This is a genomic window from Streptomyces atratus, assembly GCF_900119365.1.
In the GTDB taxonomy this organism is placed as follows: domain Bacteria; phylum Actinomycetota; class Actinomycetes; order Streptomycetales; family Streptomycetaceae; genus Streptomyces; species Streptomyces atratus_B.
On sequence record NZ_FPJO01000001.1, the window covers coordinates 680,859 to 705,309 of the forward strand.

The following is a 24,451-nucleotide window of genomic DNA, read 5'->3' on the forward strand; positions in this document are numbered from 1 at the left end:
CCGTACGAGAGGCCCGGCGGCGAACCGGAACCCAGGTATGACGCCACCGGGCAGGTCCGCTCCCTAGGCTGATCCCGCCATGACCACTTCCCCGACCGGGGCGCCGCCGCGCCCGCAGCCCGCCGCCGACGGCCTGGTGAGCGCCGCCCGCCGCAATCTGCGCGAGATCGCCCACGACCTCTCGCATCCGTCCCATCCCCCGGTACCGCCGCTCGCGAACGCGTCCAAACGGTGGCGGAGGCTGCTGCCTTACGTGGTCGTCTTCGCCCTCGCGGCGATCTTCGTCCCGGTCACGCTCAATGTGCTGACCAACGAATACGGTATGGCCGAGGGACTGGCGGGCCTGCTGACCGTCGCCCAGACGGCGCCGCTGCTGATGCTGGCACACCGCCCGCTGCAGGCGTGGTGGATCATCTTCCCCGCCGACATCGTGGGGGCGCTGGTACTGCTGGTGTACCCGGAGCCGCCGATGGGCATCTGGCCCTGGCCCCCGCCCACGCTGATCTGCTACCTCTTCGTGATGCTGGCGGTGGCCCTGCGCGAGACCCGGCGGACCGTCGTCTCCGTCTGGGCACTGACCGCCGCGGCGAGCCTGGTCCTGCACCTGACCGCCACTGACCGCAGCACCTCGGCGCTGCTCCCGGCGTTCGGCGCGGTGATCACGGTGATCGGTGCGGTGATCCGGGAACGGGGCGACGCACAGCGCCGGCTCGCCGAGCAGGAGACCATCAGCGAGGCCGAGCGGGCGCAGCGCACGCTGCTGGAGGAGCGCGCCAGGATCGCCCGTGAGCTGCACGACGTGGTCGCGCACCACATGTCCGTGATCACGGTCCAGGCCGACTCCGCGCCCTACCGGATCAGCGACCTGCCCGAGCAGGCGCGCGAGGAGTTCGGGGCGATCGCGGCGAGCGCGCGGGAGTCGCTGACGGAGATGCGGCGGCTGCTCACGGTGTTGCGCAGCGAGGGCGCGGAGGGCGAGCGGGCACCGCAGCCGGGGCTCGGCCGGGTGCAGCAGCTGGTGGAGGCGACGGTACGGGCGGGGCTGCCGGCCGAGCTGTCGCTCCCGGCCCGACTGCCCGACGTACCGCAGGCGGTGGATGTGTCGGCGTACCGGATCGTGCAGGAGGCGCTGGCCAATGTGATCCGGCACGCGCCCGGTGCGCGGACCCGGGTGTCGATCACGTCCGACGGCGCGCACTTGACCGTCCTGGTGGTCAACGACCGTGCGGAGCAGCCCGATTCGCCGCTGGAGACGACCGGCACGGGGCATGGCCTGGTCGGTATGCGCGAACGCGTACGGTTGACCGGCGGCACGCTGGACACCGGACCGCTGCCCGACGGCGGCTTCCGGGTGGCCGCGCGACTGCCCCTGGCCCCTGTCACGCCCACTGCCCCGGAGGACTCTTGACCATCCGCGTGATCATCGTCGACGACCAGGCCATGGTGCGGGCGGGGTTCGCGGCGCTGCTCTCGGCGCAGAGCGACATCGACGTGGTCGGTGAGGCGCCGGACGGACGCCGGGGCATCGACGTCAGCCGGAGCGTCCACCCGGACGTGGTCCTGATGGATGTCCGCATGCCCGAGATGGACGGTCTGGCGGCGGCCCGCGAGCTGCTCAACCCTCCGGTGGGGGTGGTGCACCGGCCGAAGGTCCTGATGCTCACCACGTTCGACGTGGACGACTACGTGTACGAGGCGCTGCGCGCCGGGGCGTCCGGCTTCCTGCTGAAGGACGCGCCGCCCGCGGACCTGATCTCGGCGGTGCGGGTGGTCGCGGCGGGCGAGGCGTTGCTCGCACCGTCCGTGACCCGCCGGCTGATCGCCGACTTCGCCCGGCAGGGCCCGACCGGGGCCACCCGGAGCGGCCAGTCGCTGCGGCTGAACGGGCTGACTCCGCGCGAGACGGAGGTGCTCGAACTGATCGCGCGGGGCCTGTCCAACCAGGAGATCGCGGGGAAGCTGGTGCTGGCCGAGCAGACGGTGAAGACGCACATCGGCCGGGTGCTGGCCAAGCTGGACCTGCGGGACCGGGCGCAGGCGGTGATCTTCGCGTACGAGGCGGGGGTGGTGGTGCCGGGCGAGGGGTGAGGGTGTTGTTCCCCTGCCCGGAACCGGAAGGTCCGCCGCCCCCCGACGGCGGACCCTGGCGCCTACGCCTTGGGGTTCTTGTGCCACTTGCCCTTGACGCAGGTGTCGCCGGTCCCCCAGGCGTCGTTCTTGCAGACCACTACACGGGCCTTCTTCACGTTGAAGGTGTCCGTGTAGGCGGGGAACGTCGTCGTCCTGCCCTTGCCTACGCAGTCCGAGTTGTAGTTCCAGGCCCGGCTCTTTCCGGTGGTGACCGTCTTGCCCCACCTGCCCCCCAGGAACTGCATGAACGCGAATGTGTCGTAACCGTCCTTGCAGCTCTGGTCGTTGACGTAGACCTTGACCTTTCCGGTCTTGCCTGCGCCCGACCACTTCCACGTGGCGTGTGCGTATCCGAACTTCGCGTCGGCCTTCGACGATCCGCTGGTGCTGAGGATCTTCGCGCTCGGCACGGCATCCGCATCCGCCTGCGCGGCCGTGGCCGTGACACCGCCTGCGGCGAGCAGCGCGGCGGCCCCCATGGCGATGAGAGTGGTCTTCGTCCTGAACATCATTTCTCTCCGTTCTGCATCTGCCCCCCGTGGGCGGATGCTGTGCAGTACGGGCTGTCCAGAACGAGTTGAGCACTCCGTCCAGAGGACCAGAAGCACCGATTTGTGTGCACGCTGCCCAATTTCCGCACTCGTGCTGTGCACGCTGCGCAACCTGGGGCCGAGGCAGGGCGTGATGCACAGGCCGGGTTCCGGCCGACTGCGCATGGCGCACGGTCAGAGCGGGGTTTCGCCCGAGAGATGGAGTGCGTGGACGAGGTCGTGGACCCCCGAGCCCGTGCTCAGCAGATCCCGCGTCAGCCGGCGCTCGGCGGTGCGGAGATGTGCGGCGACGGTGGTGCGGCTGCATCCCAGGCGGCGGGCGGTCTGCTGGGCGTCGGCGTTGGCCTCGATCCAGGTGCGCAGGGTCTGGTGCACGGGGTGGTACCGGGCGTCCCGGAGGGGCTCCAGGAACGTACGGCCCCACTCCGCCGCAGGTCGCGTGTGCAACAACTCTTCCAGAGCAGGTGGGTCCGGCTGCGCGGGAATACTCCCGACTTCTCGGTGCAGGGCGGCAACGCCCAGGGCCAGAGCCAGAGTTGCCCGGCAGCGGACGTCGCGGAGGTCCAGGCCGAGCGCCGACTGCGCACGGCCGAGGTGGGCGGTGACCGTGTTGCGGCTGACGTTCAGCATGCGCGCCACACCCGAGCGGTGGAAGTGCATCGCGAGACGGGTGATCTCGGTGGTGAGTTCCGGTAAGGCGGTCAACGGTCCGAGGACGGATCCGGCCCACTCGATGGCCTCGGCTCGGGGCAACAGCCGCTCCAGAGGTTCCTGGCCGTGGTAACCGGCCACCCGTCCTGGGGTGTTGGAGGCCACGGCCAGGGCGTGCCGGGCCTGCCCGTACGCCTCGGCCGTCGCGGGGAGCGGATGGGCGCTGCTGATGCCCAGCGCGTAGTGGGGGTTGTCCGCGACGAGATCGCGGAGCACCGCGGCCAGGCCGTCGGCGGCTTCGGCGCCGCTCCCGTCCCGGTCGGCGATCAGGCAGACGAGGTGCTCGTCGTAGACGGGGCACCGCACCATCAGACCGTCGCCGTGGTATCCCGACGGGTCTTGGTAGGCCTGGGCGATCCGCTCGCGTTCGTCCTTCTCGCACCGCAGGATGTGGACGCGCAGCCGGTCGCAGTCGAGCAGTTCGGGGACGGCGCCGGTCGTCATCCGGCGGGCCAGAAGGGGGTCCCCCGCCTGAAGGGCCATGAGGACGGCCATCCGCAGCTGGTGCGCCTTCTGCTGGTAGCCGCGGGTCATCCGGTCGGTCTCCCGGGCGCGGTGCAGGGCCGCGAGGATCCCGCCGGTGTGGGAGGCCAGGGCAGCGGCCCGGCGTGTCAGCGGGGCGGAGCCGACCAGCACCAGCACCCGGCGCGGCAGCTCCGAGCCGACCGCTTCGAGCCGTACCTGCGCCGTCCCGACGTCCATGGCGGCCGAGGCCACCCGCCCGGTGGCCAGCCGCATGAGCATCGGTTCAAGGTGTTCCAGAACGCGCTCGGAGAATCCGGACGTCGACAACTCCACTGTTTTCATCGCGCCGTTGACGATCGCCACTTCCGCACCGAGCTCACGCGGCAGCCACTCGGCGATCGCCTGGAGATCGGCGTCCGGCTTCCAGGCCGTCTGCCCGACCAGGGACAGGAACTCGTCGAGCTGCTCGGCGGGCCGGTGCGTCATGGGGTCCGTCATGCTCAGGTTCCTCTTGAGTCGTCCTGGGGCATGTCGCCCCGGGGGGCCGAACCGGCAGGCGTTCGGGTCTTCTGATACCCGTTTGCCCGAAGCACATACGCCCTACCCCGGTATGACCTCGCACTTGCCCCTCTGGTGTGACGCCCCCGGACCCGCCTTCTCCCTACCTTCCTCCCCGTGCGCCGCACGGCGCACGGGAGCCGGATCAGCCGGAGAGGGAGGACGACGGGATGCGCCGCTACGCGAGGACTCTGGTCGCGTTCGCACTGGCCACCACCTTGGTGGCGGGGTCGGCCGGGTGGGCGTCCGGGAACGCCCAGCAGGCCCTCACCGGGCCGCCCCCGGGCACCGCGGCCTGGCACGCGGATCATGCGCTGGGGCAGGAGCTGCCCGATCCCGGGCGGCGCACACCGGCCGAAGTGGCCCGTTTCTTCCGGGGGTTGACCGAATCGCAGCGACAGGCCCTGGTCGTACGCCATCCGCTCGTCGTCGGCAATCTGGACGGCGTCCCCATCGAGCTGCGCTACCGGGCCAACGCCCTCTCCCTGCAAGCCAGTCACGACCCCAGGTACGCGCATCTCGAAGAGGACCGGAGGCGGCAGATCCTCGCGTTCGACCCGCGCGGACGCGGCCAGGTCGCCGAGGTCTTCGGGGACCTGCGCACCGCGCGCCATGTCGCGGTCGTGGTGCCGGGCTCGGACATCGACGCCGGGACCTTCGACCGTACGAACGATGTGTACGGCACCCCGGCCGGCATGGCGAAGGCGCTGTACGCCCGGACCGGTCCCGGCAGCGCGGTCATCGCCTGGGCCGGGTACACCACTCCCGTGGGCCTCGGCATCGACGCCGCGACGGGCTCGCTCGCCGAGGCGGGGGCCGGCCGGCTGAAGCGATTCGCGGACGGTCTCGCGGCCGACGGTGCGCCCGCGCCCGCCGTGTTCTGCCACAGTTACGGCTCCGTCGTGTGCGGGCTCGCCGCGCCCCGGCTGCGCGCCCGGGACCTGGTCGTCCTCGGCTCGCCCGGGATGCGCGCCGACGACGTCGCCGACCTGCACACCGACGCCCGGGTCTGGGCCGCGAAGGACGCCACGGACTGGATCGGCAACGTGCCGAACGTCGAGGTGGCGGGGCTCGGCCACGGCCCCGACCCGGCCGCCCCGGAGTTCGGCGCGCGCCGCGTCCCGGCCGACGACGCCCGCGGCCACACCGGCTACTTCGCCCCGGGCACGGACTCGCTCCGCGCCTTCGCCGCGATCACCGAGGGGAAGGCGCGGTGAGCCCCGGGACGGAAGGCGCGGTGGGCCCCGGGCGGCTGCCCCGCCCCGTACCGGCTACTCGCGCGCGGCGGACGTCGAGCTCATGTCCGAGTACCGGTCCCCGGCCACCAGCCCCGCGATCGGCTCCAGCTGCGCCAGCTCCCCGTCGGTCAGCGTGAGCCGGGTGGCGGCCACGTTCTCCAGCAGCCGGCTGCTCCTGCGGGTGCCCGGGATCGGCACCACGGTCAGCCCGTGCACCTGGGCCCGCTGCTGCACCCAGGCGAGCGCGACCTGCGCGGCCGACGCCCCGTGCGCCGCCGCGATCTTGTGGACGGGCTCCAGCAGAGCGGCGTTCTTCTTCGCGTTGTCCCCGGTGAAGCGCGGCTGGAACTTACGGAAGTCACCGTCCGACAGCTCCTTGGACGCGTCCGTGAACGCCCCGGTCAAAAAGCCCCGGCCGAGCGGCGAGTACGGCACGAGAGTCACCCCGAGCTCGACGGCGGCCGGTACGGCGCTGCGCTCGACGTCCCGGCTGAAGAGCGACCACTCCGACTGCAGGGCCGCGATCGGGTGCACCGCGTGCGCCTCACGCAGCTCCGCACCGGTCACCTCGCTCAGCCCGAGCTGCTTGACCTTGCCCTGCTGGACCAGCTCGGCCATCGCCCCGACGGACTCGGCCAGCGGGACGGACGGGTTGCGGCGGTGCATGTAGTAGAGGTCGATGACGTCCGTGTTCAGCCGTCGCAGGCTGTCCTCGACGGCCTTGCGGATGTACGCGGGGTCGTTGCGCACGCCCCGGTGGTGCGGGTCGTCCTCCTTGCGCTCTATGGCGAACTTCGTGGCGAGCGTGATCTCGTCCCGGTGCGCCCCGACGAACGGGGCGAGGAAGGTCTCGTTGGCGCCGAGACCGTACACATCCGCGGTGTCGAAGAGGGTGACGCCCGCCGCCAGCGCCGTCTCCAGCGTCTCGCGGGCCGCGGACTCGTCGGTGTCGCCGTAGAACTCGCTCATGCCCATGCAACCGAGCCCCTGCACGCCGACCTGAGGGCCGCCGTTGCCGAGCTCCACGGTAGTGATCTTGTCGTCAGTCATCAGGCACTGGGCCTTTCCGGCGCCCGCCGGGCGCTCGCATAGAAGTCGATCTTGTAGTCGAGCACAGCGAGGGTGTCCTGGAGCTCCGCGATCCGCGTCCTCACGTCGCGGCGGGTCGCCTCCAGCAGCTCCTGCCGTTCCTCGAAGGTGTGCTCGCCCTCGCGCAGCAGCTCCGCGTACCGGACCATGCCGGCGACCGGCATCCCGGTCAGCCGCAGCTTGCCGACGAAGGACAGCCAGTCCAGGTCGCGGTTGGTGAAGCGGCGCTGGCCGGTGTGGGACCGGTCGACGTGCGGCATCAGCCCGATCCGCTCGTACCAGCGCAGGGTGTGCGCGGTGAGCCCGGTGAAGGCCGCGACCTCGCTGATGGTGTACCGGTCCTGACCCTCGGGGCGCGGATGCGCCGGAGGGGCCGTGGCGCAGGCGTCCACCTTCACGGAAGTGCTCTCCATCACCGTCATGCCCTACACGCTAGAACCTTGGAGTGCACTCGAAGCAAGCGCAGTCGGGGACGGATCCCGATCACGGCCCCCGTCGGACGGACGCCCCGTCCGCCCACGGGCCGGATACCTCCGCCCGTTACGCTCGTACGCATGCAGAGCCTGGCGATGATCGACAACTGGCCCGTCCCCACCGCGGCGGCTGCCGTCGTACGAGCGGACGGCACCGTTCTCGGTACGCACGGCCCCACCTCGCACCGTTTTCCGCTCGCCTCCGTCACCAAGCCGATCGCGGCCTACGCGGCGCTGGTGGCGTACGAGGAGGGCGCGGTCGAGCTCGACGAGCCGGCCGGGCCGGAGGGGTCCACCGTCCGGCACCTGCTCGCGCACACCAGCGGGCTCGCCTTCGACGAGCACCGTACGACGGCCGCGCCCGGCACCCGCCGGCTCTACTCCAACGCGGGCTTCGAAGCGCTCGGCGACCACATCGCCAAGGCCACCGACATCCCGTTCCCGGAGTACGTGCGCCAGGCGGTGGTGGAACCGCTGGGCATGACGGCGACCACGGTGGACGGCTCGCCCGCCAAGGACGGTGTCTCGACCGTCGACGACCTCATACGGTTCGCGGCGGAGGTGCAGGTGCCCCGCCTGCTCGACCCCCGTACGGTGCTCGCCGCGCAGACCGTCGTACACCCCGGTCTGAAGGGCGTACTGCCCGGCTACGGCCACCAGAACCCCAACGACTGGGGCCTCGGCTTCGAGATCCGGGACTCCAAGTCGCCGCACTGGACGGGCAGCTCCTCGTCGCCCGCGACCTTCGGACACTTCGGGCAGTCGGGGACGTTCCTGTGGATCGACCCGGTCGCGGGCGCGGCGTGCGTCGCACTGACCGACCGCGCCTTCGGCCCGTGGGCGGTCGAGGCATGGCCGCCGTTCACGGACGCGGTGCTCGCGGAGCTCCGCCCCGGCCGCTGAGGCGTACCACCGGTCGGCCGCCTTCGCGGCCAGGCAGTCGAGTGCACCGTCACCGGCGGCGCCGCATGGCGCAAGTCCAGCTACAGCGGCACCAACGGCGGCGAATGCCTCGAAGTGGTTGACGGTCTCCCCTGCGCCGTGCCCGTGCGCGACAGCAAGAACCCGGACGGCCCCGTCCTGATCGTCGGAGCGGACGCCTGGCGGGCGTTCGTGGGCACGCTCTGAGGTTGTCCGAAGCCTGAACGGCGAAGGGGCCCGGGGACGACCGACCGTCGTCCCCGGGCCCCTTCGTCCTCGTCAGACCAGCGGTTCGATCATGTGGGTCCGGCGCTGGGACCGCGTGGCCGCGCTGCCCGACCAGGCCGTCCGGCCCGGGTCGAGCCCCACGCCGTTGGCGAGACCGAGACGGGCGATCACGGCGTTGTGCTCCCGGCAGGCGACTTCCATCGGATCGATGAACTCGTTCTGCAACTCCGCCTGCGTGACGGCCGCGTTGGCGCTGACCTTCGCTTCGATGAAGTCGTAGACGTGCTCCAGCTGTTCGGAGCGAGGCGTGATCGCACCGTCCTCGGTGAAGTTGAGGTCCGGTCCGCCGCTGCCCGGGTCGTCGTTCCTGACCGCCGGTTCCGGGCCGAGTGCGAAGTTGGCCGGGACGTTCTTCAACGCCTTGGACACAGCGTTGAGTTGGGCGCTGTTGCTCGTGAACGCCGTCGGCGCGACCGGCCCCAGAGCCGTCACGACATCGGCCAGCTGGGCCGGGGTGAGGAGACCGGCGAATCTTTCTAGCAGCGACTTGGGCACGATGTGGTGCAGGGTGTGCACGAGTGCGTTGCCCGGGTTGGCCGCCTTCTCCGCGGCCAGGGCGTTCTTCGTCGGGTTGTTCTTCCAGTCACCGGCACGCTGGACCGGCGTCTCCGCGGTCGACGGCGCATGCGATGCGGGCTTCTCCCGGCCGCCGGGCACCCCGGTCCGCACCGGTGCGGACATGACCCGGCGGGCGTTCCGCTCCGCGGCCCGCTCGTAACGGTCCGAGGGGTCGGAGATCCGCAGGCCCGCGCCGTTGTCGGTGCCGGCGACCGCGCCCTGCCGTTGCTGGACGACATGGGTCAGCTCATGAGCGAGGGTGTGCTTGTCGCCGCCGCCCGCGCCGACGACGACATGGTGGCCGGAGGTGTAGGCACGGGCGCCGACCTCGTCGGCGGAGGCCCGTGCGGCGCTGTCGTCGTGAATGCGTACGTCGGAGAAGTCGGCGCCGAGGCGCGCCTCCATCTCCTCCCGGAGTGGGGTGTCCATGGGCCTGCCACCGGTGCGCAGGACGTCATGGACGGCGGAACGCTGCACCTCGTGCTGGTGCTCCTCCGACTGCTGCTGCTCCTCGGGCTGCGCCCAGGGGTGTCCCGCCTGCCGGAGCAGCTGGACGACGGCGTCGTTGCCGAGGCTGCTCTGGAGGGCGAGCGGCAGGTGCTCGGGGAGTTCGCCCGTCTCCGGTCGTCTCACCGGCGTACGCGCGCGAGCGGAACCATGGGTGCGTTCGGAGTCTCGTGCGCGCATCAGAAGCCTTCCGTAAGGGTGCACGGGGTGGTGGCCCCTCCATCACTACGCGGAACATGCCGGTGCGGGCCAGGTACACGGGGGCAGAATCGGTCGGCTCGCCGGACACAGCGGCATGGCCGACGCGACACCCGCTAATCTCCTCGGCCATGGCCGACATAGTCCGCGCTACCGCCGCCGATGTCCCCGCACTCGCCGCCGTGCTCGCCAGTGCCTATGCCGAGGATCCCGTGTGGACCTGGCTGATGCCGCGCGACCGGGACCGGCGGCTGCGGCTGCTGTTCACCGCGCACCTGGCCCAGCAGGTCCCGGCCGGCCGGGTGTGGACCGATCCGGAGCGCACCGTCGCGGCGGTGTGGGCGGAGCCCGGGAAGTGGAAGCTGCCGGTGACGTACCTGCTGCGCAACGCGGGGCCGCTCGTACGCGCGACAGGGGCTCAACTCCCGCGTACAGCAGGGCGGTTGTTCGCCATGGAGCACCGCCATCCGGCCGGTCCCGAGCACTGGTACGTCGAGTACATCGGCACCCGGGCGGACGCGCGCGGCACCGGGCGCGGGGCGCGGGTGCTGGGCGGGCTGCTGGAGCGGGCGGACGCGGACGGGCGGCGGGTCTTCCTGGAGTCCAGCAACCGCCGCAATCTCACCTTCTACCAGCGGCACGGCTTCGTCGTGCACGAGGAGATGACGTTCCGGTCCGGGCCGCCGATGTGGTCGATGTGGCGCCGGGACGACGGCCGGTAGGTCAGTCCGACAGTTCCCAGATCAGCACCTCGGCCGATCCGGTCGCCACCAGCTCCAGCCCTTCCTCGCCGGTGATCCGTACCGAGTCGCCCGGCTCCAGCTCCTCGTCGCCGATCCGTACGCCCCCGGCCACCACATGGACGTACACCCGCGCCGCGTCCGGCAGCGCCGCCCGCTCCCCCGCGCCGAGCCTGCGCACATGGAGCAGCGCACCGGCCGCCGGGAGGGCGTACGGGGTGGCGTCGGGGAGGCCGGGGACGATCGTGTACGAGGGTTCGCCGCCCGGTTCGAGCGGTGCCAGCCACATCTGGACGAACGTCAGCGGGGCCTCCCCGTCGTTGCGTTCGACGTGGCGCACGCCGGAGGCGGCGCTGAGGTGCTGGAGGTCACCGGGCCGTACGACCGTGGCGTGGCCGGTGGAGTCGCGGTGGGTCAGCTCGCCCTCGACGACCCAGGTGACGATCTCCGTATGGCTGTGGGGGTGTTCGTCGAACCCCGCGCCGGGTGCCAGACGCTCCGTGTTGCAGGCCAGGATCGGGCCGAAGCGCAGATTGTCCGGGTCGTAGAAGCCGCCGAAGGAGAAGGAGTGCCGGGACAGGATGCCGGCGTCCTGGTCCCCGCCCTGGAAGCGGTCCTCGGCGCGGTGTACGGAAATCACCCGCCCACGGTAGCCGGGCGGGAGCGCGGGGGGATCCTCCGGCCGCTACCGGCCGGTACGACCCGCGGTCGCCCCGGCTCTCCGTGCCCGTGGCCCGATAGGGCAATCTTGTCTCCGTGCCCCGACCCGATCCTGAACAGCCCGCTGCGAACGCCGCCCACCTGCATGCCGCGACCCTGAAACGCCTGGAACAGTCCTCCGGCAGGCTCGCCGCGAACGCGATCGCCCGCATGGACGAGTCGCTGCCGTGGTACCGGGCGATGCCACCGGAGAACCGGTCCTGGATCGGCCTGGTGGCCCAGGCCGGTATCGCGGCGTTCACCGAGTGGTTCCGGCACCCGGAAACCCCGCAGGCCATCTCCACCGATGTGTTCGGAACGGCTCCGCGCGAGCTGACCCGGGCGATCACCCTGCGACAGACCGTCGAGATGGTGCGTACGACGATCGAGGTCATGGAGGCCGCGATCGAGGAGGTCGCCGCGCCCGGCGACGAGTCGGTGCTGCGCGAGGCGCTGCTCGTCTATGCCCGGGAGATCGCCTTCGCGACCGCCCAGGTGTACGCGCAGGCCGCCGAGGCGCGCGGCGCCTGGGACGCCCGGCTGGAATCGCTCGTGGTGAACGCGGTGCTGTCCGGCGAGGCCGACGAGGGCGCCGTGTCACGCGCCGCGGCGCTCGGCTGGAACTCCCCCGAGCACGTCTGCGTGGTGCTCGGCACCGCCCCGGACGGCGACAGCGAGCTGACCGTGGAGGCGATCAGGCGGGCCGCCCGGCACGCCAAGCTCCAGGTCCTGACCGGGGTGCTCGGCAACCGCCTGGTGGTCATCGCGGGCGGCAGCGACAACCCGCTCCAGGTCGCGAAGGCGCTGATCGGCCCGTACGCGGCGGGCCCCGTGGTCGCCGGCCCCGTGGTGCCCGACCTGCTGGCGGCCACCCGGTCCGCGCAGGCCGCGGCCGCCGGACTCAGGGCGTGCGGTGCCTGGCAGGACGCCCCCCGGCCGGTGCTCGCCGACGATCTGCTGCCGGAGCGCGCGATGGCGGGCGACCCCGCCGCGCGGGACCAGTTGGTGGAGGAGATCTACAGACCACTGGAAGAAGCGGGCTCCGCCCTGCTCGAAACCCTCAGTGTGTATCTGGAGCAGGCGAGCAGCCTGGAGGGCGCGGCCAGAATGCTCTTCGTCCACCCGAACACCGTGCGCTACCGGCTTCGACGTGTGACAGACGTCACCGGATGGTCCCCTTCCGACGTTCGCTCGGCGTTCACGCTGCGGATCGCCCTGATCCTGGGGCGCTTGGCCGCGAAAGATCCTCAGTCCTAGACTTTTGTCGGACATCAACAATTCCCCATACGGTTCTTCGTCCCTGTCCCCACGGGTGTTCCGGACCGTTCACAAGAGAGAGTGTGAGGGTGCTCGTACTCGTCGCTCCCGGCCAAGGCGCTCAGACGCCCGGCTTCCTGACTCCCTGGCTCGACCTCCCCGGTGCCGCCGACCGCATCGCGGCCTGGTCCGACGCCATCGGGCTCGACCTCGCCCACTACGGCACCAAGGCCGACGCGGACGAGATCCGTGACACCTCGGTGGCGCAGCCGCTGCTGGTGGCGGCCGGTCTGCTGTCCGCCGCCGCACTCGATGCGTCGCCGAACGTCGTCGCAGGTCACAGCGTTGGTGAGATCACCGCAGCCGTCCTCGCCGGAGTCATCGGCGACGAGGCCGCGCTGCGTCTCGTACGGACCCGCGGGCTCGCCATGGCCGAGGCCGCGGCGGTCACCGAGACCGGCATGGCGGCGCTGCTGGGCGGCGACCCCGATGTGTCGGTCGCACACCTGGAGAAGCTCGGGCTGACCCCGGCGAACGTCAACGGGGCGGGTCAGATCGTCGCCGCGGGCACCGCCGCGCAGATCGCCGCGCTGGTCGAGGACAAGCCCGAGGGCGTGCGCCGCGTGGTGCCCCTCAAGGTCGCCGGTGCCTTCCACACGAGCCACATGGCCCCCGCCGTCGACCGGCTGCGCGAGGCCGCCGCGGAGCTGAAGCCCGCCGACCCGGCCGTGACATATGTCTCGAACGCCGACGGAAAGGCCGTCGCCACCGGCGACGAGGTCATCTCCCGGCTGGTCGGCCAGGTGGCCAGCCCGGTCCGCTGGGACCTGTGCATGGAGACGTTCAAGGAGCTGGGCGTCACGGCTCTCATCGAGGCCTGCCCCGGCGGCACCCTCACGGGGCTCGCCAAGCGCGCGCTGCCCGGTGTCCGGACGCTCGCGCTCAAGACCCCCGACGACCTCGACGCGGCCCGCGCGCTCATCTCCGAGCACGCCGGCGCCTAAGGAGCCCGAGAGAATGTCGAAGATCAAGCCCAGCCAGGGCGCCCCGTACGCACGGATCATGGGTGTCGGCGGCTACCGCCCGACCCGTGTCGTGCCCAACGAGGTGATCCTCGAGACGATCGACTCGTCCGACGAGTGGATCCGTTCGCGCTCCGGTATCGCCACCCGCCACTGGGCCTCCGAGGAGGAGACCGTGGCCGCGATGTCCGTCGAGGCGTCCGGCAAGGCCATCGCGGACGCCGGGATCACGCCCGAGCAGATCGGCGCCGTGGTCGTCTCCACCGTCTCGCACTTCAAGCAGACCCCGGCCATCGCGACCGAGATCGCCCACCTGGTCGGTGCGGGCAAGCCCGCCGCCTTCGACATCTCGGCCGGCTGCGCGGGCTTCGGCTACGGGCTGACCCTCGCCAAGGGCATGATCGTCGAGGGCTCGGCGGAGTACGTGCTCGTCATCGGCGTGGAGCGGCTCAGCGACCTCACCGACAAGGAGGACCGCGCGACGGCCTTCCTCTTCGGCGACGGCGCCGGCGCGGTCATCGTCGGCCCCTCCAAGGTGCCCGCCATTGGCCCGACCATCTGGGGCTCCGAGGGCGACAAGTCCGAGACCATCAAGCAGACCGTGGCGTGGGACGAGTTCCACGCCGAACGCCCGGAGAAGTTCCCGGCCATCACGCAGGAGGGCCAGGCGGTGTTCCGCTGGGCCGTCTTCGAGATGGCGAAGGTCGCCCAGCAGGCGCTGGACGCGGCCGGGATCGCCCCGGAAGACCTGGACGTCTTCATTCCGCACCAGGCCAACATGCGGATCATCGACTCGATGGTGAAGACCCTGAAGCTGCCGGAGAACGTCACCGTCGCCCGCGACGTGGAGACCACCGGCAACACCTCCGCCGCCTCGATTCCGCTCGCAATGGAGCGGCTCCTGGCGACCGGTCAGGCGAAGAGCGGCGACACCGCGCTCGTCATCGGCTTCGGGGCGGGTCTCGTCTACGCCGCGACGGTCGTTACCCTCCCCTAGGCACACCAGGCCGTTTCGGCCCGTACGCCCCAACCTGCAGATAAACATCGAAGGAGCGCCAACATGGCCGCCACTCAGGAAGAGATCGTCAAGGGTCTCGCCGAGATCGTCAACGAGATCGCCGGTATCCCGGTCGAGGACGTCCAGCTGGACAAGTCCTTCACCGACGACCTGGACGTCGACTCGCTGTCCATGGTCGAGGTCGTCGTCGCCGCCGAGGAGCGCTTCGACGTCAAGATCCCCGACGAGGACGTCAAGAACCTCAAGACGGTCGGCGACGCTGCCGACTACATCCTCAAGCACCAGGGCTGATCAGGCCTGCACCTGTGTCGCCACCCGGCGGTGGCGCCGCTGATTCACGACCCTCTACACGTGGAGAAGATTTTCCAGTGAACTCGACCAATCGCACCGTGGTCGTCACCGGTATCGGCGCAACCACTCCGCTGGGTGGCGACTCGGCGTCGACCTGGGAAGGTCTGATGGCCGGCCGTTCCGGCGTCAAGCCTCTCGAGGGCGAACGTTTCGCCGAACTGCCCGTCCGGATCGCCGCCCTCGCGGCCGTCGACCCGGGCGACGTCCTGCCCCGTCCGCTCGCCCGCAAGCTGGACCGCTCGGCGCAGTTCGCGGTGATCGCGGCCCGCGAGGCCTGGGCGGACGCCGGTTTCACCGGCAAGGCCGGCGAGGACGAGAACATCCGGCCCGAGCGACTGGGCTCGGTCATCGCCTCCGGCATCGGCGGCGTGATCACCCTGCTCGACCAGTACGACGTGCTCAAGGAGAAGGGCGTACGCCGCGTCTCCCCGCACACCGTGCCCATGCTCATGCCCAACGGCCCGGCGGCCAACGTCGGCCTTGAGGTCAACGCCCAGGCCGGTGTCCACACCCCGGTCTCCGCCTGCGCCTCGGGCGCCGAGGCGATCGGGTACGCCGTCGAGATGATCCGCACCGGCCGCGCCGACGTGGTCCTCGCCGGTGGCACCGAGGCGGCGATCCACCCGCTGCCGATCGCGGCGTTCGCCAACATGATGGCGATGTCCAAGAACAACGAGGAGCCCGAGAAGGCCTCCCGTCCGTACGACACCGGCCGTGACGGCTTCGTCCTCGGCGAGGGCGCCGGAGTGGTCGTCCTGGAGTCCGCGGAGCACGCCGCGGCGCGTGGCGCCAAGGTCTACTGCGAGGTGCTGGGCCAGGGGCTGTCCGCGGACGCCCACCACATCGCGCAGCCCGAGCCGACCGGCCGCGGGATCGCCGCCGCGATGCAGAACCTGCTGGACCAGACGGACCTCAAGCCGTCCGAGGTCGTGCACCTCAACGCGCACGCCACGTCGACGCCGCAGGGCGATGTCGCGGAGCTGAAGGCCCTGCGCAAGATCCTGGGCGACGACCTCGACCATGTCGCGATCTCCGCGACGAAGTCGATGACCGGTCACCTCCTCGGTGGCGCGGGCGGCATCGAGACCGTCGCGACGGTCCTGGCGCTGCACCACCGGACGGCTCCGCCCACGATCAACGTGGAGCACCTCGACGAGGCCGTGGAGGCGGACATCGTGCGCGACGAGCCCCGGCCGCTGCCGGAGGGTTCGATCGCCGCGATCAACAACTCGTTCGGGTTCGGCGGACACAACGTGGTTCTGGCGTTCCGCAGCGTCTGACCTGCGATCCGCAGTCCTGGTACGACGAGGCCCGCCCTCCCCTCTCGGGAAGGCGGGCCTCGTTCGCTGCGTTTCGGGGGCTTCGCCCCCGGACCCCCGCTCCTCGATCGCCGGAGGGGCTGAACTCCGCGCCGTCACACCACCTGGTGCAGCCACCGCACCGGCGCGCCCTCGCCCGCGTGGCGGAAGGACTCCAGTTCGTCGTCCCACGGCTTGCCGAGCAGTTTGGCGATCTCGGCCTCCAGGTCGGTCTCGCCCCGGACGGACCTGGCCAGCGCCGCCCGCAGCCGGTCCTCGGGAACCAGGATGTCGCCGTGCATGCCGGTGACGGCGTGGAAGATGCCGAGGCCGGGCGTGGAGCTGTAGCGCTCGCCCTCCGACGTGGAGCTCGGCTCCGCCGTCACCTCGAAACGCAGCAGGTCCCAGCCCCGCAGCGCGGAGGCGAGCTTGGACGCCGTGCCGGGGCGGGCCTGCCAGGAGAACTCGGACCGCCAGGTGCCGGGTGCGGCAGGCTGTCTGATCCAGTCCAGCTGGACCCGCACACCGAGGACACCGCCCACCGCCCATTCGACATGGGGGCAGAGCGCGCGCGGTGCGGAGTGAACGTACAGAACTCCACGTGTCGTCACCGGGACCTCCAGTGTGGGACGAAGTTCGCCTTCCCCAGCGGTCTCGCGCCCGTACCGTCTCTTCTCGGCCGGATCCCGAGGTTGTCATCAGTAAACAGCATCGGGGTGAAACTCCTGAAAAGGGACAGTATGTGACGTGATGTGATTTCCTGAAAGCCACCCGAGTGGAGCCGGGCGGGGGAACGCGCCGCTGGTTCGACGAGGAAAAGCTACCGCGCGGCGGGGTCCCAGGTGTGACGTACGGTCGGTCCCGGGCCCATCATTCGCTCAGCTTTCACTCGCCGGAGCGGCCGGGCCTTCCGACCGGTGCCACCAGGGGTTGCCGGGGGCATGACCGAGGGGACCAAGGGATGCAGGATCGTTCCGCCCGCCGCCGTTCGCGTACCGCGGCCGCCCTCCTGGCGGCGGTCTCGGTGCTCGGCACGGCCGTGCTGACGGGCTGTGACTCCGGGCCTGAGGGGACGACGAAGGGGGCGGTCGCGCAGCCTTCGGCCAGGCCGGGCCCGGTCTGGGACCGCGAGCCGGGTTCGGTGGCCGCCGTCGGCGACTCCATCACCCGCGGCTTCGACGCCTGTTCGGTGCTGGCGGACTGCCCCGAGGTCTCCTGGGCGACCGGCACGGACCGCGAGGTGCGCAGCCTGGCCGTGCGGCTGCTCGGTGAGTCGGGGGCCGCCTCGCGCAGCTGGAACCACGCCGAGACGGGCGCCAGGATCGCGCAGTTGCCGGAGCAGATGGCGCTGGCCGCGAAGGAGAAGCCCGATCTGGTGACGGTGATGATCGGCGCCAATGACGCCTGCCGGGACTCGGCGCGGTACATGACGCCGGTGGCTGATTTCCTCGCTTCGTTCGAGGCGTCGATGCGTCAGCTGCGGGCCGGGGCGCCCAAGGCGCAGGTGTACGTGTCGAGCGTGCCGGACCTCAAGCGGCTCTGGTCGACGGGGCGCGGCAACGCGCTGGGCAAGCAGGTCTGGAAGCTGGGGATCTGTCAGTCGATGCTGGGCGACGCGGACGACATGAGCGCGCGGGCGGCGGACCGGCGCGCATCGGTGCAGGAACGGGTCGTGGCGTACAACAAGGTGCTCCAGGAGGTCTGTGCGAAGGACCGGCGCTGCCGTTACGACGGCGGGGCGGTCTTCGACTACCCGTTCACCGGCAGGCAGCTCAGCCAGTGGGACTGGTTCCATCCGGGGCGTGACGGGCAGGCGAGGCTGGCGGAGATCGCGTACCGCAATGTCACCGCCGCCCGGCCTCCCGCGTAAGGTCCGTGATCATGGTCACTGGTTCGGGCACGGCGATGCGTACGGAAGACTTCGGTACCCTCGCGGACGGCAGCCGGGTACACCGATGGACGCTGGAACGGGACGGTACGCGGGTGCGCGTGCTGACGTACGGCGGCATCGTGCAGTCGGTCGAGGTGCCGGACCGGGACGGGGTGCGGGCCCAGGTCGCGCTCGGGCTGCCGGACCTGGCCGGGTACCAGGCGTTTCCCGGCCCGTACTTCGGCGCGCTGGTCGGGCGGTACGCGAACCGGATCGGCGGGGCCCGCTTCGAGCTGGACGGGCGCACGCACCGGCTGACGCCGAACGAGGGGCGCAACCAGGTGCACGGCGGGGCCAGGGGCTTCGACAAGCGCGTGTGGCGGGCGCGGGAGGTCGCCGAGGGTGTGGAGCTCTCGCTGGTCTCGGAGGACGGCGAGGAGGGCTTCCCGGGCCGTCTCGCGGTGTCGGCGGCCTACACCCTGGACGAGGGCGGGGCGCTGCGGATCGCGTACCGGGCGACGACCGACGCCCCGACGGTGCTGAACCCGACGAACCACACGTACTGGAACCTCGCGGGCGCCGGCAGCGGCAGCGCGCTCGGGCAGACGCTGCGGATCGCGGCCGGGCGGATCACCCCGGCGGACGCCGAGTCGCTGCCCACGGGCGGGTTCCTGCCGGTGGACGGGACCCGGTTCGACTTCCGTGAGCCGCGGCCGGTCGGTGCGGGCTACGACCACAACTTCGTGCTGGACGCGGCGGGAACGGGCCCGGCGGCCGAGCTGTACGACGCGGCCTCGGGGCGCGTGCTGACCGTGACGACGACGGAGCCGGGGCTCCAGCTGTACACGGCGGACCACTTCGACGGGCGGCCGTTCGGCCCGTGCGCCGGGATCGCGCTGGAGACCCAGCACTTCCCCGACTCCCCGAACCGGCCCGGGTTCCCGAGCACGGTGCTGCGGCCGGGCGAGGAGTTCGTCTCGACGACCGTGTACGGATTCACGGTGCGCTGACGGTGCGGCAGGGGGCGGGCGCGACCCCGTCCCCCTGCCGCCCGGCCGCTATTCCTCGATGTCCACGTTCGCCGTCAGGCGTACGTCGGTGAGCGAGCGGGCCGCCTGGACCTCGTACGTGCCGGGGACGAGGACCCAGTCGTACGCCTCCTCGTCCCAGATCTCGTACGCACGCCGCTCCAGCGCGATCACCGTCTCGGCGCTCTCGCCGGGCGCCGCCTCGACCCGTGCGAAGCCGGCCAGCCAGCGGGCCGGGCGTTCGGCGGTGTCGTCCCGGGGCGCGAGGTAGATCTGGACGGTCTCGGCGCCCGGCCGGGCGCCGGTGTTGCGGAGGCGGACGGTGACGGAGTCCGGGCCCGCCGTGAGGCTCTCGTACTCCCAGGTGGTGTAGCCGAGTCCGTGGCCGAAGGGGTACGCGGGCGCGGTGCCGGCCTTCTCCCAGGCCCGGTAGCCGACGAAGACGCCCTCGTCGTAGTGGAGTTCGCCGTCGGTGGGGGTGGTGTTCGAGACCGGGACGTCGGCGAGCGCGGCCGGCCAGGTGGTGGGCAGGCGCCCGCCCGGTTCCCCGGCGCCGAGCAGGACGTCCGCGAGGGCGTGGCCGGCCTCCTGGCCGGGGAACCAGCCGAGCAGCACGGCGGCGACCTCGTCGCGCCACGGGAGCTCCACCGGGGAGCCGGAGTTGACGATCACGACGGTGTCCGGGTTGGCGGCGGCGACGGCCCGGACGAGGTCGTCCTGGTGGCCGGGGAGCTTCAGGTCGGTGCGGTCGAAGCCCTCGGACTCGACGCGTTCGGTGGTGCCGACGACGACGATCGCGGTGTCCGCGGCGCGGGCCGATTCCACGGCCTCGGCGATCAGCTCCTGGGGGTCGCGGCGCGGGCCGAGGTGGCAGAAGGCGAACGAGACGCCGGGGATCGGCGCGTCGTCGCCCAGGGTCTCGGGGACCTGCCGCAGCGAGACCTGGACGGGTTCGCCCGCGGTGAGGGTGATCCGGCCGCGCTCCAGCGGGTTGCCGAAGAAGGCCTCGCCGGGGTCGTCGGAGCCGGTGACCCGGTGGATCCCGTCGTACAGGGTCTCGCCCGCGACGGTGAGGGTGATCGCCCCCGTGCCGCGGGTGCCGAAGACGTGCTCGCCGCTGTCGCGCGGGACGAAGGTGCCGGTGACCTCGACGGTGTGCAGCGTGCCGCGGGTGACGCCTTCGGGGAAGTCGTCACCGATCCACTGGACGGTGCCGCCCCGCAGCGGTGCGGAGCCGATGACGGTGCCGGCCTCGTCGTAGCAGACGGCCCTGAGCTCGAAGCCCTTCTCGGCGGGGGTGAGTTCGGTGTTGGGATCGGCGCCGACGCGGTAGTCGACGACGCCCTCGGGGAGGGCGGCGAGGAGGCCGTCGAGCGGGCTGACGATGTGGTGCGGGAAGACCTGGGCGGAGCCGCCGCCGAGGACCCGGGCGTCCCGGGCGAGCGCCCCGCTGACCGCGACCGTGCGGACGGCCGCCGGGTCGATGGGGAGGGCGGTGCGTTCGTTGCGTACGAGGACGAAGGAGCGGCGGGCGATCTCGCGGGCCAGCGCGTCGCCGTCGACGGCGGCGGGGCGGGCGGACTCGTCGACGACGGGCGGGGCGCCGTCCAGGATGCCGACACGGGCGGCCAGCCGCAGCACATTGCGTACGGCGCCGTCGACGACGGACTCTTCGATCTCGCCGGCCCGCACGGCGTCGGCGAGCGCCTTGCCGTAGACCGTCTTCGGGCCGGGCATCGCGACATCGAGGCCGCCGTCGGCGGCGGCGACGGTGGAGCGGGCGGCCAGCCAGTCGGAGACGATGTAGCCGTCGAAGCCCCATTCGCCGCGCAGCACCGCGTTCTGCAGATAGCGGTGTTCGGTCATGGTGGAGCCGTTGACCCGGTTGTAGGCGGCCATGATGCCCCACGGGTGGGCGTTCTTGACGATGCGTTCGAACGGGGCGAGGTAGATCTCGCGCAGGGGGCGCGGGGCGACGATGTTGTCGACGGTGAAGCGGTCGGTCTCGGCGTCGTTGGCGACGAAGTGCTTGACGGTCGTGCCGACCCCGCCGTCCTGCACGCCGAGCACATAGCCGGTGCCGATCTCGCCGGTGAGGTACGGGTCCTCGCTGTACGTCTCGAAGTGGCGCCCGCCGAGCGGGGAGCGGTGGAGGTTGACGGTCGGGGCGAGCAGGACGTGCACCCCCTTGCGGTGGGCCTCCTGGGCCAGCAGCCGGCCGGCCCGGCGGGCCAGGGCCGGGTCCCAGGTCGCGGCCAGCGCGGTGGGCGAGGGCAGCGCGACGGACGGGTCGTCGGCGCTCCAGGCGACACCCCGGACGCCGATCGGCCCGTCGGACATCACCAGGGAGCGCAGCCCGATGGCGGGGAGCGCGGGCAGCGACCACATGTCCTGGCCGGCCAGCAGCCGGGCCTTGTCGTCGAGCCCGAGCGCGGCGAGCGCCGCGTCGACCGCGGCCTCGCGGGCCGCATCGGGGTTGGTGGGTGTGGACGCGTCTGCCACGGCCGTGCCTCCTGGTCGGATTCTGGGCTGAATGCCTCCATACTGACCCCATCACAGGTAGAGCAGTAGGTTTCGTTATCGCTCTGTGATATTAGAGATGGCGTACGGTCCGGGTGCGGGACCGATGGAGCACCGAAAGGGGCCGGGGCGATGGTGCGGGCCAGGAGTACGGAGCGGCGGGCGGAGATCGTCCGGGCCACGCTCGAAGTGATCGCCGAGCGCGGCTATCGCGGCGCCTCGCTGAGCGCGGTCGCCGAGCGGGTCGGCCTCAGCCAGCAGGGGCTCCTGCACTACTTCCCGACCAAGGAGGCGCTGCTCGTCGCCGTGCTGGCGGAACGCGACCAGTGGGACACCGGAGGCAGCACCCGGAGCGACGGCGTCTGGCGGATCGAGCTGCTGGCCTCGCTGGTGGAGTACAACGCGATGCGGCCCGGCATCGTCCAGACGTTCTCGGCGCTGCTCGGCGAGAGCGTGACGGAGGGGCATCCGGCGCGGGATTTCTTCACCCGTCGCTACACCCAGGTCCGGTCGAGCATGGCGGCGACACTGCGCGCGGAGTACGGCGAGCGGCTGCCGGGCGGGCTGACCCCGGAGCGCGCGGCTCCGCTGCTCGTGGCGGTGCTGGACGGGCTCCAGTACCAGTGGCTGCTGGACCCGGACTCGGTGGACATGCCCGCGGCGTTCGGGGACTTCCTGGCGCTGTTGCAGCCGCCCGGACAGGAGGCTGTGAAGAACCCGCAATCATGACATGACCTGCGGCGACACACAGCGGAACCTGATCGATGCACGCCCCCTGCGGGTGATTTCGGGTCGGTCTACGCGCGTCCGGGCGCAGGGCACCCCTCCGGGCGCCCCAGGGTTGCCGCATGACTACCGAGCCCGCCGGACCCTCCTCCGACCTGCCCTCCCGCCGCACCCTGATCACGGGTGCCGCCGGTGCCGCCGCGTTAGCCGTCACCGCCGCTTCCGGCACCGCGAGCGCCGCCGCGCCCGGCGCCGCCGACTCCCCCGCCGACTCCCCCGCCGCGGCCGGCACCGCGCTCGCCCCCGCGGCCACCGGATCGGACTGGAACGCCTGCCTGACCGTCGCCCGCGCCATCCTCGTACGCGACGAACAGGACCAGCCCCTGGTCCCCCGCTACCGCGACATCCTGCTCTCCAAGGGCCTGCCGCGCAGCCGCAAGAGCCCCAAGAAGGTGCTGATCGTCGGCGCCGGCCCGGCCGGGCTCACCGCCGCCCATCTGCTCCGCGAGGCCGGGCACACCGTCACCGTCATCGAGGCCAACGGCAATCGCGTCGGCGGCCGGATCAAGACCTTCCGCAAGGGCGGCCACGAGAACGCGAAGGCGCCGTTCGCCGACCCGAAGCAGAACGCCGAGGCCGGCGCGATGCGCATCCCCGACAGCCACCCGCTGGTCACCGGCCTCATGGACAGCTTCGACCTGAAGCGCCGCCGCTTCTACCTGGTGGACGTCGACGCCGAGGGCCGGCCCGTCAACCGCACCTGGATCCACGTCAACGGCATCCGGATGCGCAAGGCCGACTACGCGGCGAAGCCCCAGGCGATCAACCGCTCGTTCGGGGTCCCCGCCGCGTTCGAGAACAAGACCGCCGCGGCGATCGTGCGGGACGCCTTCAAGCCCGTGCGGGCGGAGTTCGAGGGCAAGGAGGGCCGGGAGCTCGTCGAGGGCTGGGCGCGGGTGATCCAGCGGTACGGGCACTGGTCGATGTTCCGCTTCCTGACCGAGGCGGCCAAGCTCGACGAGCGCACCATCGACCTCGTCGGCACGGTAGAGAACCTCACGTCCCGGCTCCATCTCGCCTTTGTGCACAGCTTCATCGGGGCCTCCCTGATCAGCCCGGACACCGCGTTCTTCGAGCTGCCGGGCGGCACCGGCGTCCTCGCCGACGCGATGTACGAGCGGGTCGAGGACCTGGTGCGGCTGGACCGCCGGGCCACCAGGATCAGTCACGGCACCGACAGTGTCGAGGTCGAGACGATCTCCGAGGGCCGCGACGGCAGGCCGCTGGTGCGTCAGACCTTCCGCGGCGACCGGGCGATCATCACGGTGCCGTTCTCCGGACTGCGCCACATCCCCGTCACGCCCGCGCTCTCGTACGGCAAGCGGCGCGCGATCACCGAGATCCACTACGACGCGGCGACCAAGGTGCTGCTCGAATTCAGCCGCCGCTGGTGGGAGTTCGAGGAGAAGGACTGGAAGACCGAGCTGGAGCGGATCAAGCCCGGTCTGTACGACGCCTACCGGCTGGGCAAGGCACCGGCCGACGGTTCACTGCTGGGCTCCCACCCCTCCGTGCCGCCCGGCCACCTCCCGCCCAACCAGCGCGTGCACTACGCGGCGTACCGGGCCACCGCCCGCAACCAGCCCGAGGCGGCGCACGTCATCGGCGGCGGGTCGGTCACCGACAACGCCAACCGCTTCATGTTCCAGCCCTCGCACCCGATCGAGGGCAGCGCGGGCGGCGTCGTCCTCGCCTCGTACAGCTGGGCCGACGACGCGCTGAAGTGGGACTCGCTGGACGACGACGAGCGCTACCCGCACGCCCTGGGCGGGGTGCAGGACGTGTACGGGCAGCGCGTCGAGGTCTTCTACACGGGCGCGGGCGCCACCCAGTCGTGGATGCGCGACCCGTACGCGTACGGCGAGGCGTCGGTGCTGCTGCCGGGCCAGCACACCGAACTGTTCGCCGATGTGCGCTCGGTCGAGGGGCCGCTGCACTTCGCCGGCGACCACACCTCGATCAAGCCGGCCTGGATCGAGGGGGCGCTGGAGTCTGCGGTCAGGTCGGCGCTGGAGGTGCACAGCGGCTGACCCGGGTCCGGCGGGGCGTCGCTCAGTGGGACAGGCCCAGGGTGACGCCCGGCCCGACGAGCACCGATCCGATGCCCCGGTTGAGGGCCTTCTGCCACCTCAGCATCGAGGTGCGCAGGCGCGAGTTCGAGAAGAACAGGGTCAT

Annotated in this window: 23 protein-coding genes and 1 pseudogene; 15 read left to right on the forward strand and 9 right to left on the reverse strand. The window is 71.7% G+C overall.

Annotated features, from left to right (window positions below; all coding sequences use genetic code 11):
- Positions 1–79 precede the first annotated feature (79 nt).
- Entirely contained in the window at positions 80–1,408 is a 1,329-nt protein-coding gene (locus tag BT364_RS03195; protein ID WP_072483494.1) for a sensor histidine kinase, read from the forward strand.
- Positions 1,405–2,088 carry a response regulator gene (locus BT364_RS03200; protein ID WP_072483495.1) on the forward strand — a complete coding sequence of 228 codons (684 nt, stop codon included), beginning with the start codon at positions 1,405–1,407 and terminating at the stop codon, positions 2,086–2,088. The genes BT364_RS03195 and BT364_RS03200 overlap by 4 nt, the downstream gene beginning before the upstream one ends.
- 62 nt (positions 2,089–2,150) lie before the next feature.
- Here BT364_RS03200 and BT364_RS03205 read toward each other — a convergent pair whose 3' ends face one another.
- Positions 2,151–2,639 carry a hypothetical protein gene (locus tag BT364_RS03205; RefSeq protein WP_072483496.1) on the reverse strand — a complete coding sequence of 163 codons (489 nt, stop codon included), beginning with the start codon at positions 2,637–2,639 and terminating at the stop codon, positions 2,151–2,153.
- 216 nt (positions 2,640–2,855) lie between these two features.
- Positions 2,856–4,355: a helix-turn-helix domain-containing protein gene (locus tag BT364_RS03210; RefSeq protein WP_107408153.1), complete on the reverse strand. Its 1,500-nt coding sequence runs from the start codon at positions 4,353–4,355 to the stop codon at positions 2,856–2,858.
- Between the two features lie 230 nt (positions 4,356–4,585).
- On the opposite strand from BT364_RS03210, the gene BT364_RS03215 reads away from it, so the two are divergent.
- Positions 4,586–5,632, forward strand: a complete 1,047-nt coding sequence (locus BT364_RS03215; RefSeq protein WP_072483497.1) for an alpha/beta hydrolase — start codon at positions 4,586–4,588, stop codon at positions 5,630–5,632.
- A gap of 54 nt (positions 5,633–5,686) precedes the next feature.
- Here the strand turns inward: BT364_RS03215 and BT364_RS03220 are convergent, their stop codons facing one another.
- Together BT364_RS03220 and BT364_RS03225 are read right to left on the reverse strand one after the other, a co-directional pair.
- Positions 5,687–6,703, reverse strand: coding sequence for an aldo/keto reductase (locus tag BT364_RS03220; RefSeq protein WP_072483498.1), 1,017 nt, complete (start codon positions 6,701–6,703; stop codon positions 5,687–5,689).
- Complete coding sequence (locus BT364_RS03225; protein ID WP_072483499.1) at positions 6,703–7,164, reverse strand: MerR family transcriptional regulator; 462 nt, start codon at positions 7,162–7,164, stop codon at positions 6,703–6,705. The genes BT364_RS03220 and BT364_RS03225 overlap by 1 nt, the downstream gene beginning before the upstream one ends.
- Before the next feature lie 132 nt (positions 7,165–7,296).
- Here BT364_RS03225 and BT364_RS03230 point away from each other — a divergent pair, with 132 nt between their 5' ends.
- Positions 7,297–8,118 carry a serine hydrolase domain-containing protein gene (locus BT364_RS03230; RefSeq protein ID WP_072483500.1) on the forward strand — a complete coding sequence of 274 codons (822 nt, stop codon included), beginning with the start codon at positions 7,297–7,299 and terminating at the stop codon, positions 8,116–8,118.
- A 72-nt stretch (positions 8,119–8,190) separates the two neighbouring features.
- Positions 8,191–8,343 (forward strand): annotated as a pseudogene (locus BT364_RS03235) (DUF397 domain-containing protein); the annotation flags it as partial.
- 72 nt (positions 8,344–8,415) lie between these two features.
- Here BT364_RS03235 and BT364_RS44055 read toward each other — a convergent pair.
- The gene (locus tag BT364_RS44055) at positions 8,416–9,615 is read right to left on the reverse strand and encodes an eCIS core domain-containing protein (protein ID WP_371268012.1); all 1,200 of its coding nucleotides are present in this window, start codon (positions 9,613–9,615) and stop codon (positions 8,416–8,418) included.
- A 203-nt stretch (positions 9,616–9,818) separates the two neighbouring features.
- On the opposite strand from BT364_RS44055, the gene BT364_RS03245 reads away from it, so the two are divergent.
- On the forward strand, positions 9,819–10,409 hold the full coding sequence (locus BT364_RS03245) for a GNAT family N-acetyltransferase (RefSeq protein WP_072483502.1): 591 nt from the start codon (positions 9,819–9,821) through the stop codon (positions 10,407–10,409).
- A 1-nt stretch (position 10,410) separates the two neighbouring features.
- Here BT364_RS03245 and BT364_RS03250 read toward each other — a convergent pair whose 3' ends face one another.
- The gene (locus BT364_RS03250; RefSeq protein WP_072483503.1) at positions 10,411–11,067 is read right to left on the reverse strand and encodes a pirin family protein; all 657 of its coding nucleotides are present in this window, start codon (positions 11,065–11,067) and stop codon (positions 10,411–10,413) included.
- A 116-nt stretch (positions 11,068–11,183) separates the two neighbouring features.
- Between BT364_RS03250 and BT364_RS03255 the strand changes: the two genes are divergently transcribed.
- The 5 genes from BT364_RS03255 to fabF all read left to right on the forward strand — a co-directional run bounded on the left by BT364_RS03255 (position 11,184) and on the right by fabF (position 16,054).
- Entirely contained in the window at positions 11,184–12,383 is a 1,200-nt protein-coding gene (locus BT364_RS03255; protein ID WP_072483504.1) for a PucR family transcriptional regulator, read from the forward strand.
- 89 nt (positions 12,384–12,472) lie between these two features.
- The gene (locus BT364_RS03260; RefSeq protein ID WP_072483505.1) at positions 12,473–13,387 is read left to right on the forward strand and encodes an ACP S-malonyltransferase; all 915 of its coding nucleotides are present in this window, start codon (positions 12,473–12,475) and stop codon (positions 13,385–13,387) included.
- 13 nt (positions 13,388–13,400) lie between these two features.
- Positions 13,401–14,402, forward strand: a complete 1,002-nt coding sequence (locus BT364_RS03265) for a ketoacyl-ACP synthase III (RefSeq protein WP_072483506.1) — start codon at positions 13,401–13,403, stop codon at positions 14,400–14,402.
- 63 nt (positions 14,403–14,465) lie between these two features.
- Complete coding sequence (locus BT364_RS03270; protein ID WP_072483507.1) at positions 14,466–14,714, forward strand: acyl carrier protein; 249 nt, start codon at positions 14,466–14,468, stop codon at positions 14,712–14,714.
- Between the two features lie 77 nt (positions 14,715–14,791).
- On the forward strand, positions 14,792–16,054 hold the full coding sequence (gene fabF, locus BT364_RS03275) for a beta-ketoacyl-ACP synthase II (RefSeq protein ID WP_072483508.1): 1,263 nt from the start codon (positions 14,792–14,794) through the stop codon (positions 16,052–16,054).
- A gap of 134 nt (positions 16,055–16,188) precedes the next feature.
- On the opposite strand, the gene BT364_RS03280 is transcribed toward fabF, so the two are convergent.
- Positions 16,189–16,683, reverse strand: a complete 495-nt coding sequence (locus tag BT364_RS03280) for a DUF3145 domain-containing protein (RefSeq protein ID WP_072483509.1) — start codon at positions 16,681–16,683, stop codon at positions 16,189–16,191.
- 350 nt (positions 16,684–17,033) lie between these two features.
- Here BT364_RS03280 and BT364_RS03285 point away from each other — a divergent pair, with 350 nt between their 5' ends.
- On the forward strand, positions 17,034–17,942 hold the full coding sequence (locus tag BT364_RS03285) for an SGNH/GDSL hydrolase family protein (RefSeq protein ID WP_072483510.1): 909 nt from the start codon (positions 17,034–17,036) through the stop codon (positions 17,940–17,942).
- A gap of 11 nt (positions 17,943–17,953) precedes the next feature.
- On the forward strand, positions 17,954–18,952 hold the full coding sequence (locus BT364_RS03290) for an aldose epimerase family protein (protein WP_072483511.1): 999 nt from the start codon (positions 17,954–17,956) through the stop codon (positions 18,950–18,952).
- 48 nt (positions 18,953–19,000) lie between these two features.
- On the opposite strand, the gene BT364_RS03295 is transcribed toward BT364_RS03290, so the two are convergent.
- Positions 19,001–21,472 (reverse strand): glycoside hydrolase family 3 protein, encoded by a 2,472-nt coding sequence (locus tag BT364_RS03295; protein WP_072483512.1) that lies wholly within the window; start codon positions 21,470–21,472, stop codon positions 19,001–19,003.
- Positions 21,473–21,622: 150 nt separating this feature from the next.
- Here BT364_RS03295 and BT364_RS03300 point away from each other — a divergent pair, with 150 nt between their 5' ends.
- Both BT364_RS03300 and BT364_RS03305 read left to right on the forward strand, forming a co-directional pair.
- Positions 21,623–22,219 (forward strand): TetR/AcrR family transcriptional regulator, encoded by a 597-nt coding sequence (locus BT364_RS03300; RefSeq protein WP_072483513.1) that lies wholly within the window; start codon positions 21,623–21,625, stop codon positions 22,217–22,219.
- A 119-nt stretch (positions 22,220–22,338) separates the two neighbouring features.
- Positions 22,339–24,306 (forward strand): flavin monoamine oxidase family protein, encoded by a 1,968-nt coding sequence (locus BT364_RS03305; protein WP_072483514.1) that lies wholly within the window; start codon positions 22,339–22,341, stop codon positions 24,304–24,306.
- Positions 24,307–24,328: 22 nt separating this feature from the next.
- On the opposite strand, the gene BT364_RS03310 is transcribed toward BT364_RS03305, so the two are convergent.
- Positions 24,329–24,451 carry a hypothetical protein gene (locus BT364_RS03310; protein WP_256259560.1) on the reverse strand — a complete coding sequence of 41 codons (123 nt, stop codon included), beginning with the start codon at positions 24,449–24,451 and terminating at the stop codon, positions 24,329–24,331.

What these genes read in the sequence shown, in the direction of transcription:
- BT364_RS03230 (WP_072483500.1), top strand. Translation starts at nt 7,297, where the DNA reads ATGCAGAGCCTGGCGATGATCGACAACTGGCCCGTCCCCACCGCGGCG.
- BT364_RS03285 (WP_072483510.1), top strand. Translation starts at nt 17,034, where the DNA reads ATGCAGGATCGTTCCGCCCGCCGCCGTTCGCGTACCGCGGCCGCCCTC.
- BT364_RS03210 (WP_107408153.1), bottom strand. Translation starts at nt 4,355, where the DNA reads ATGACGGACCCCATGACGCACCGGCCCGCCGAGCAGCTCGACGAGTTC.
- BT364_RS03195 (WP_072483494.1), top strand. Translation starts at nt 80, where the DNA reads ATGACCACTTCCCCGACCGGGGCGCCGCCGCGCCCGCAGCCCGCCGCC.
- BT364_RS03245 (WP_072483502.1), top strand. Translation starts at nt 9,819, where the DNA reads ATGGCCGACATAGTCCGCGCTACCGCCGCCGATGTCCCCGCACTCGCC.
- BT364_RS03265 (WP_072483506.1), top strand. Translation starts at nt 13,401, where the DNA reads ATGTCGAAGATCAAGCCCAGCCAGGGCGCCCCGTACGCACGGATCATG.
- BT364_RS03310 (WP_256259560.1), bottom strand. Translation starts at nt 24,451, where the DNA reads ATGACCCTGTTCTTCTCGAACTCGCGCCTGCGCACCTCGATGCTGAGG.
- BT364_RS03225 (WP_072483499.1), bottom strand. Translation starts at nt 7,164, where the DNA reads ATGACGGTGATGGAGAGCACTTCCGTGAAGGTGGACGCCTGCGCCACG.
- BT364_RS03305 (WP_072483514.1), top strand. Translation starts at nt 22,339, where the DNA reads ATGACTACCGAGCCCGCCGGACCCTCCTCCGACCTGCCCTCCCGCCGC.
- BT364_RS03215 (WP_072483497.1), top strand. Translation starts at nt 4,586, where the DNA reads ATGCGCCGCTACGCGAGGACTCTGGTCGCGTTCGCACTGGCCACCACC.
- BT364_RS03220 (WP_072483498.1), bottom strand. Translation starts at nt 6,703, where the DNA reads ATGACTGACGACAAGATCACTACCGTGGAGCTCGGCAACGGCGGCCCT.
- BT364_RS03300 (WP_072483513.1), top strand. Translation starts at nt 21,623, where the DNA reads ATGGTGCGGGCCAGGAGTACGGAGCGGCGGGCGGAGATCGTCCGGGCC.
- BT364_RS03290 (WP_072483511.1), top strand. Translation starts at nt 17,954, where the DNA reads ATGGTCACTGGTTCGGGCACGGCGATGCGTACGGAAGACTTCGGTACC.
- BT364_RS03205 (WP_072483496.1), bottom strand. Translation starts at nt 2,639, where the DNA reads ATGTTCAGGACGAAGACCACTCTCATCGCCATGGGGGCCGCCGCGCTG.
- BT364_RS03270 (WP_072483507.1), top strand. Translation starts at nt 14,466, where the DNA reads ATGGCCGCCACTCAGGAAGAGATCGTCAAGGGTCTCGCCGAGATCGTC.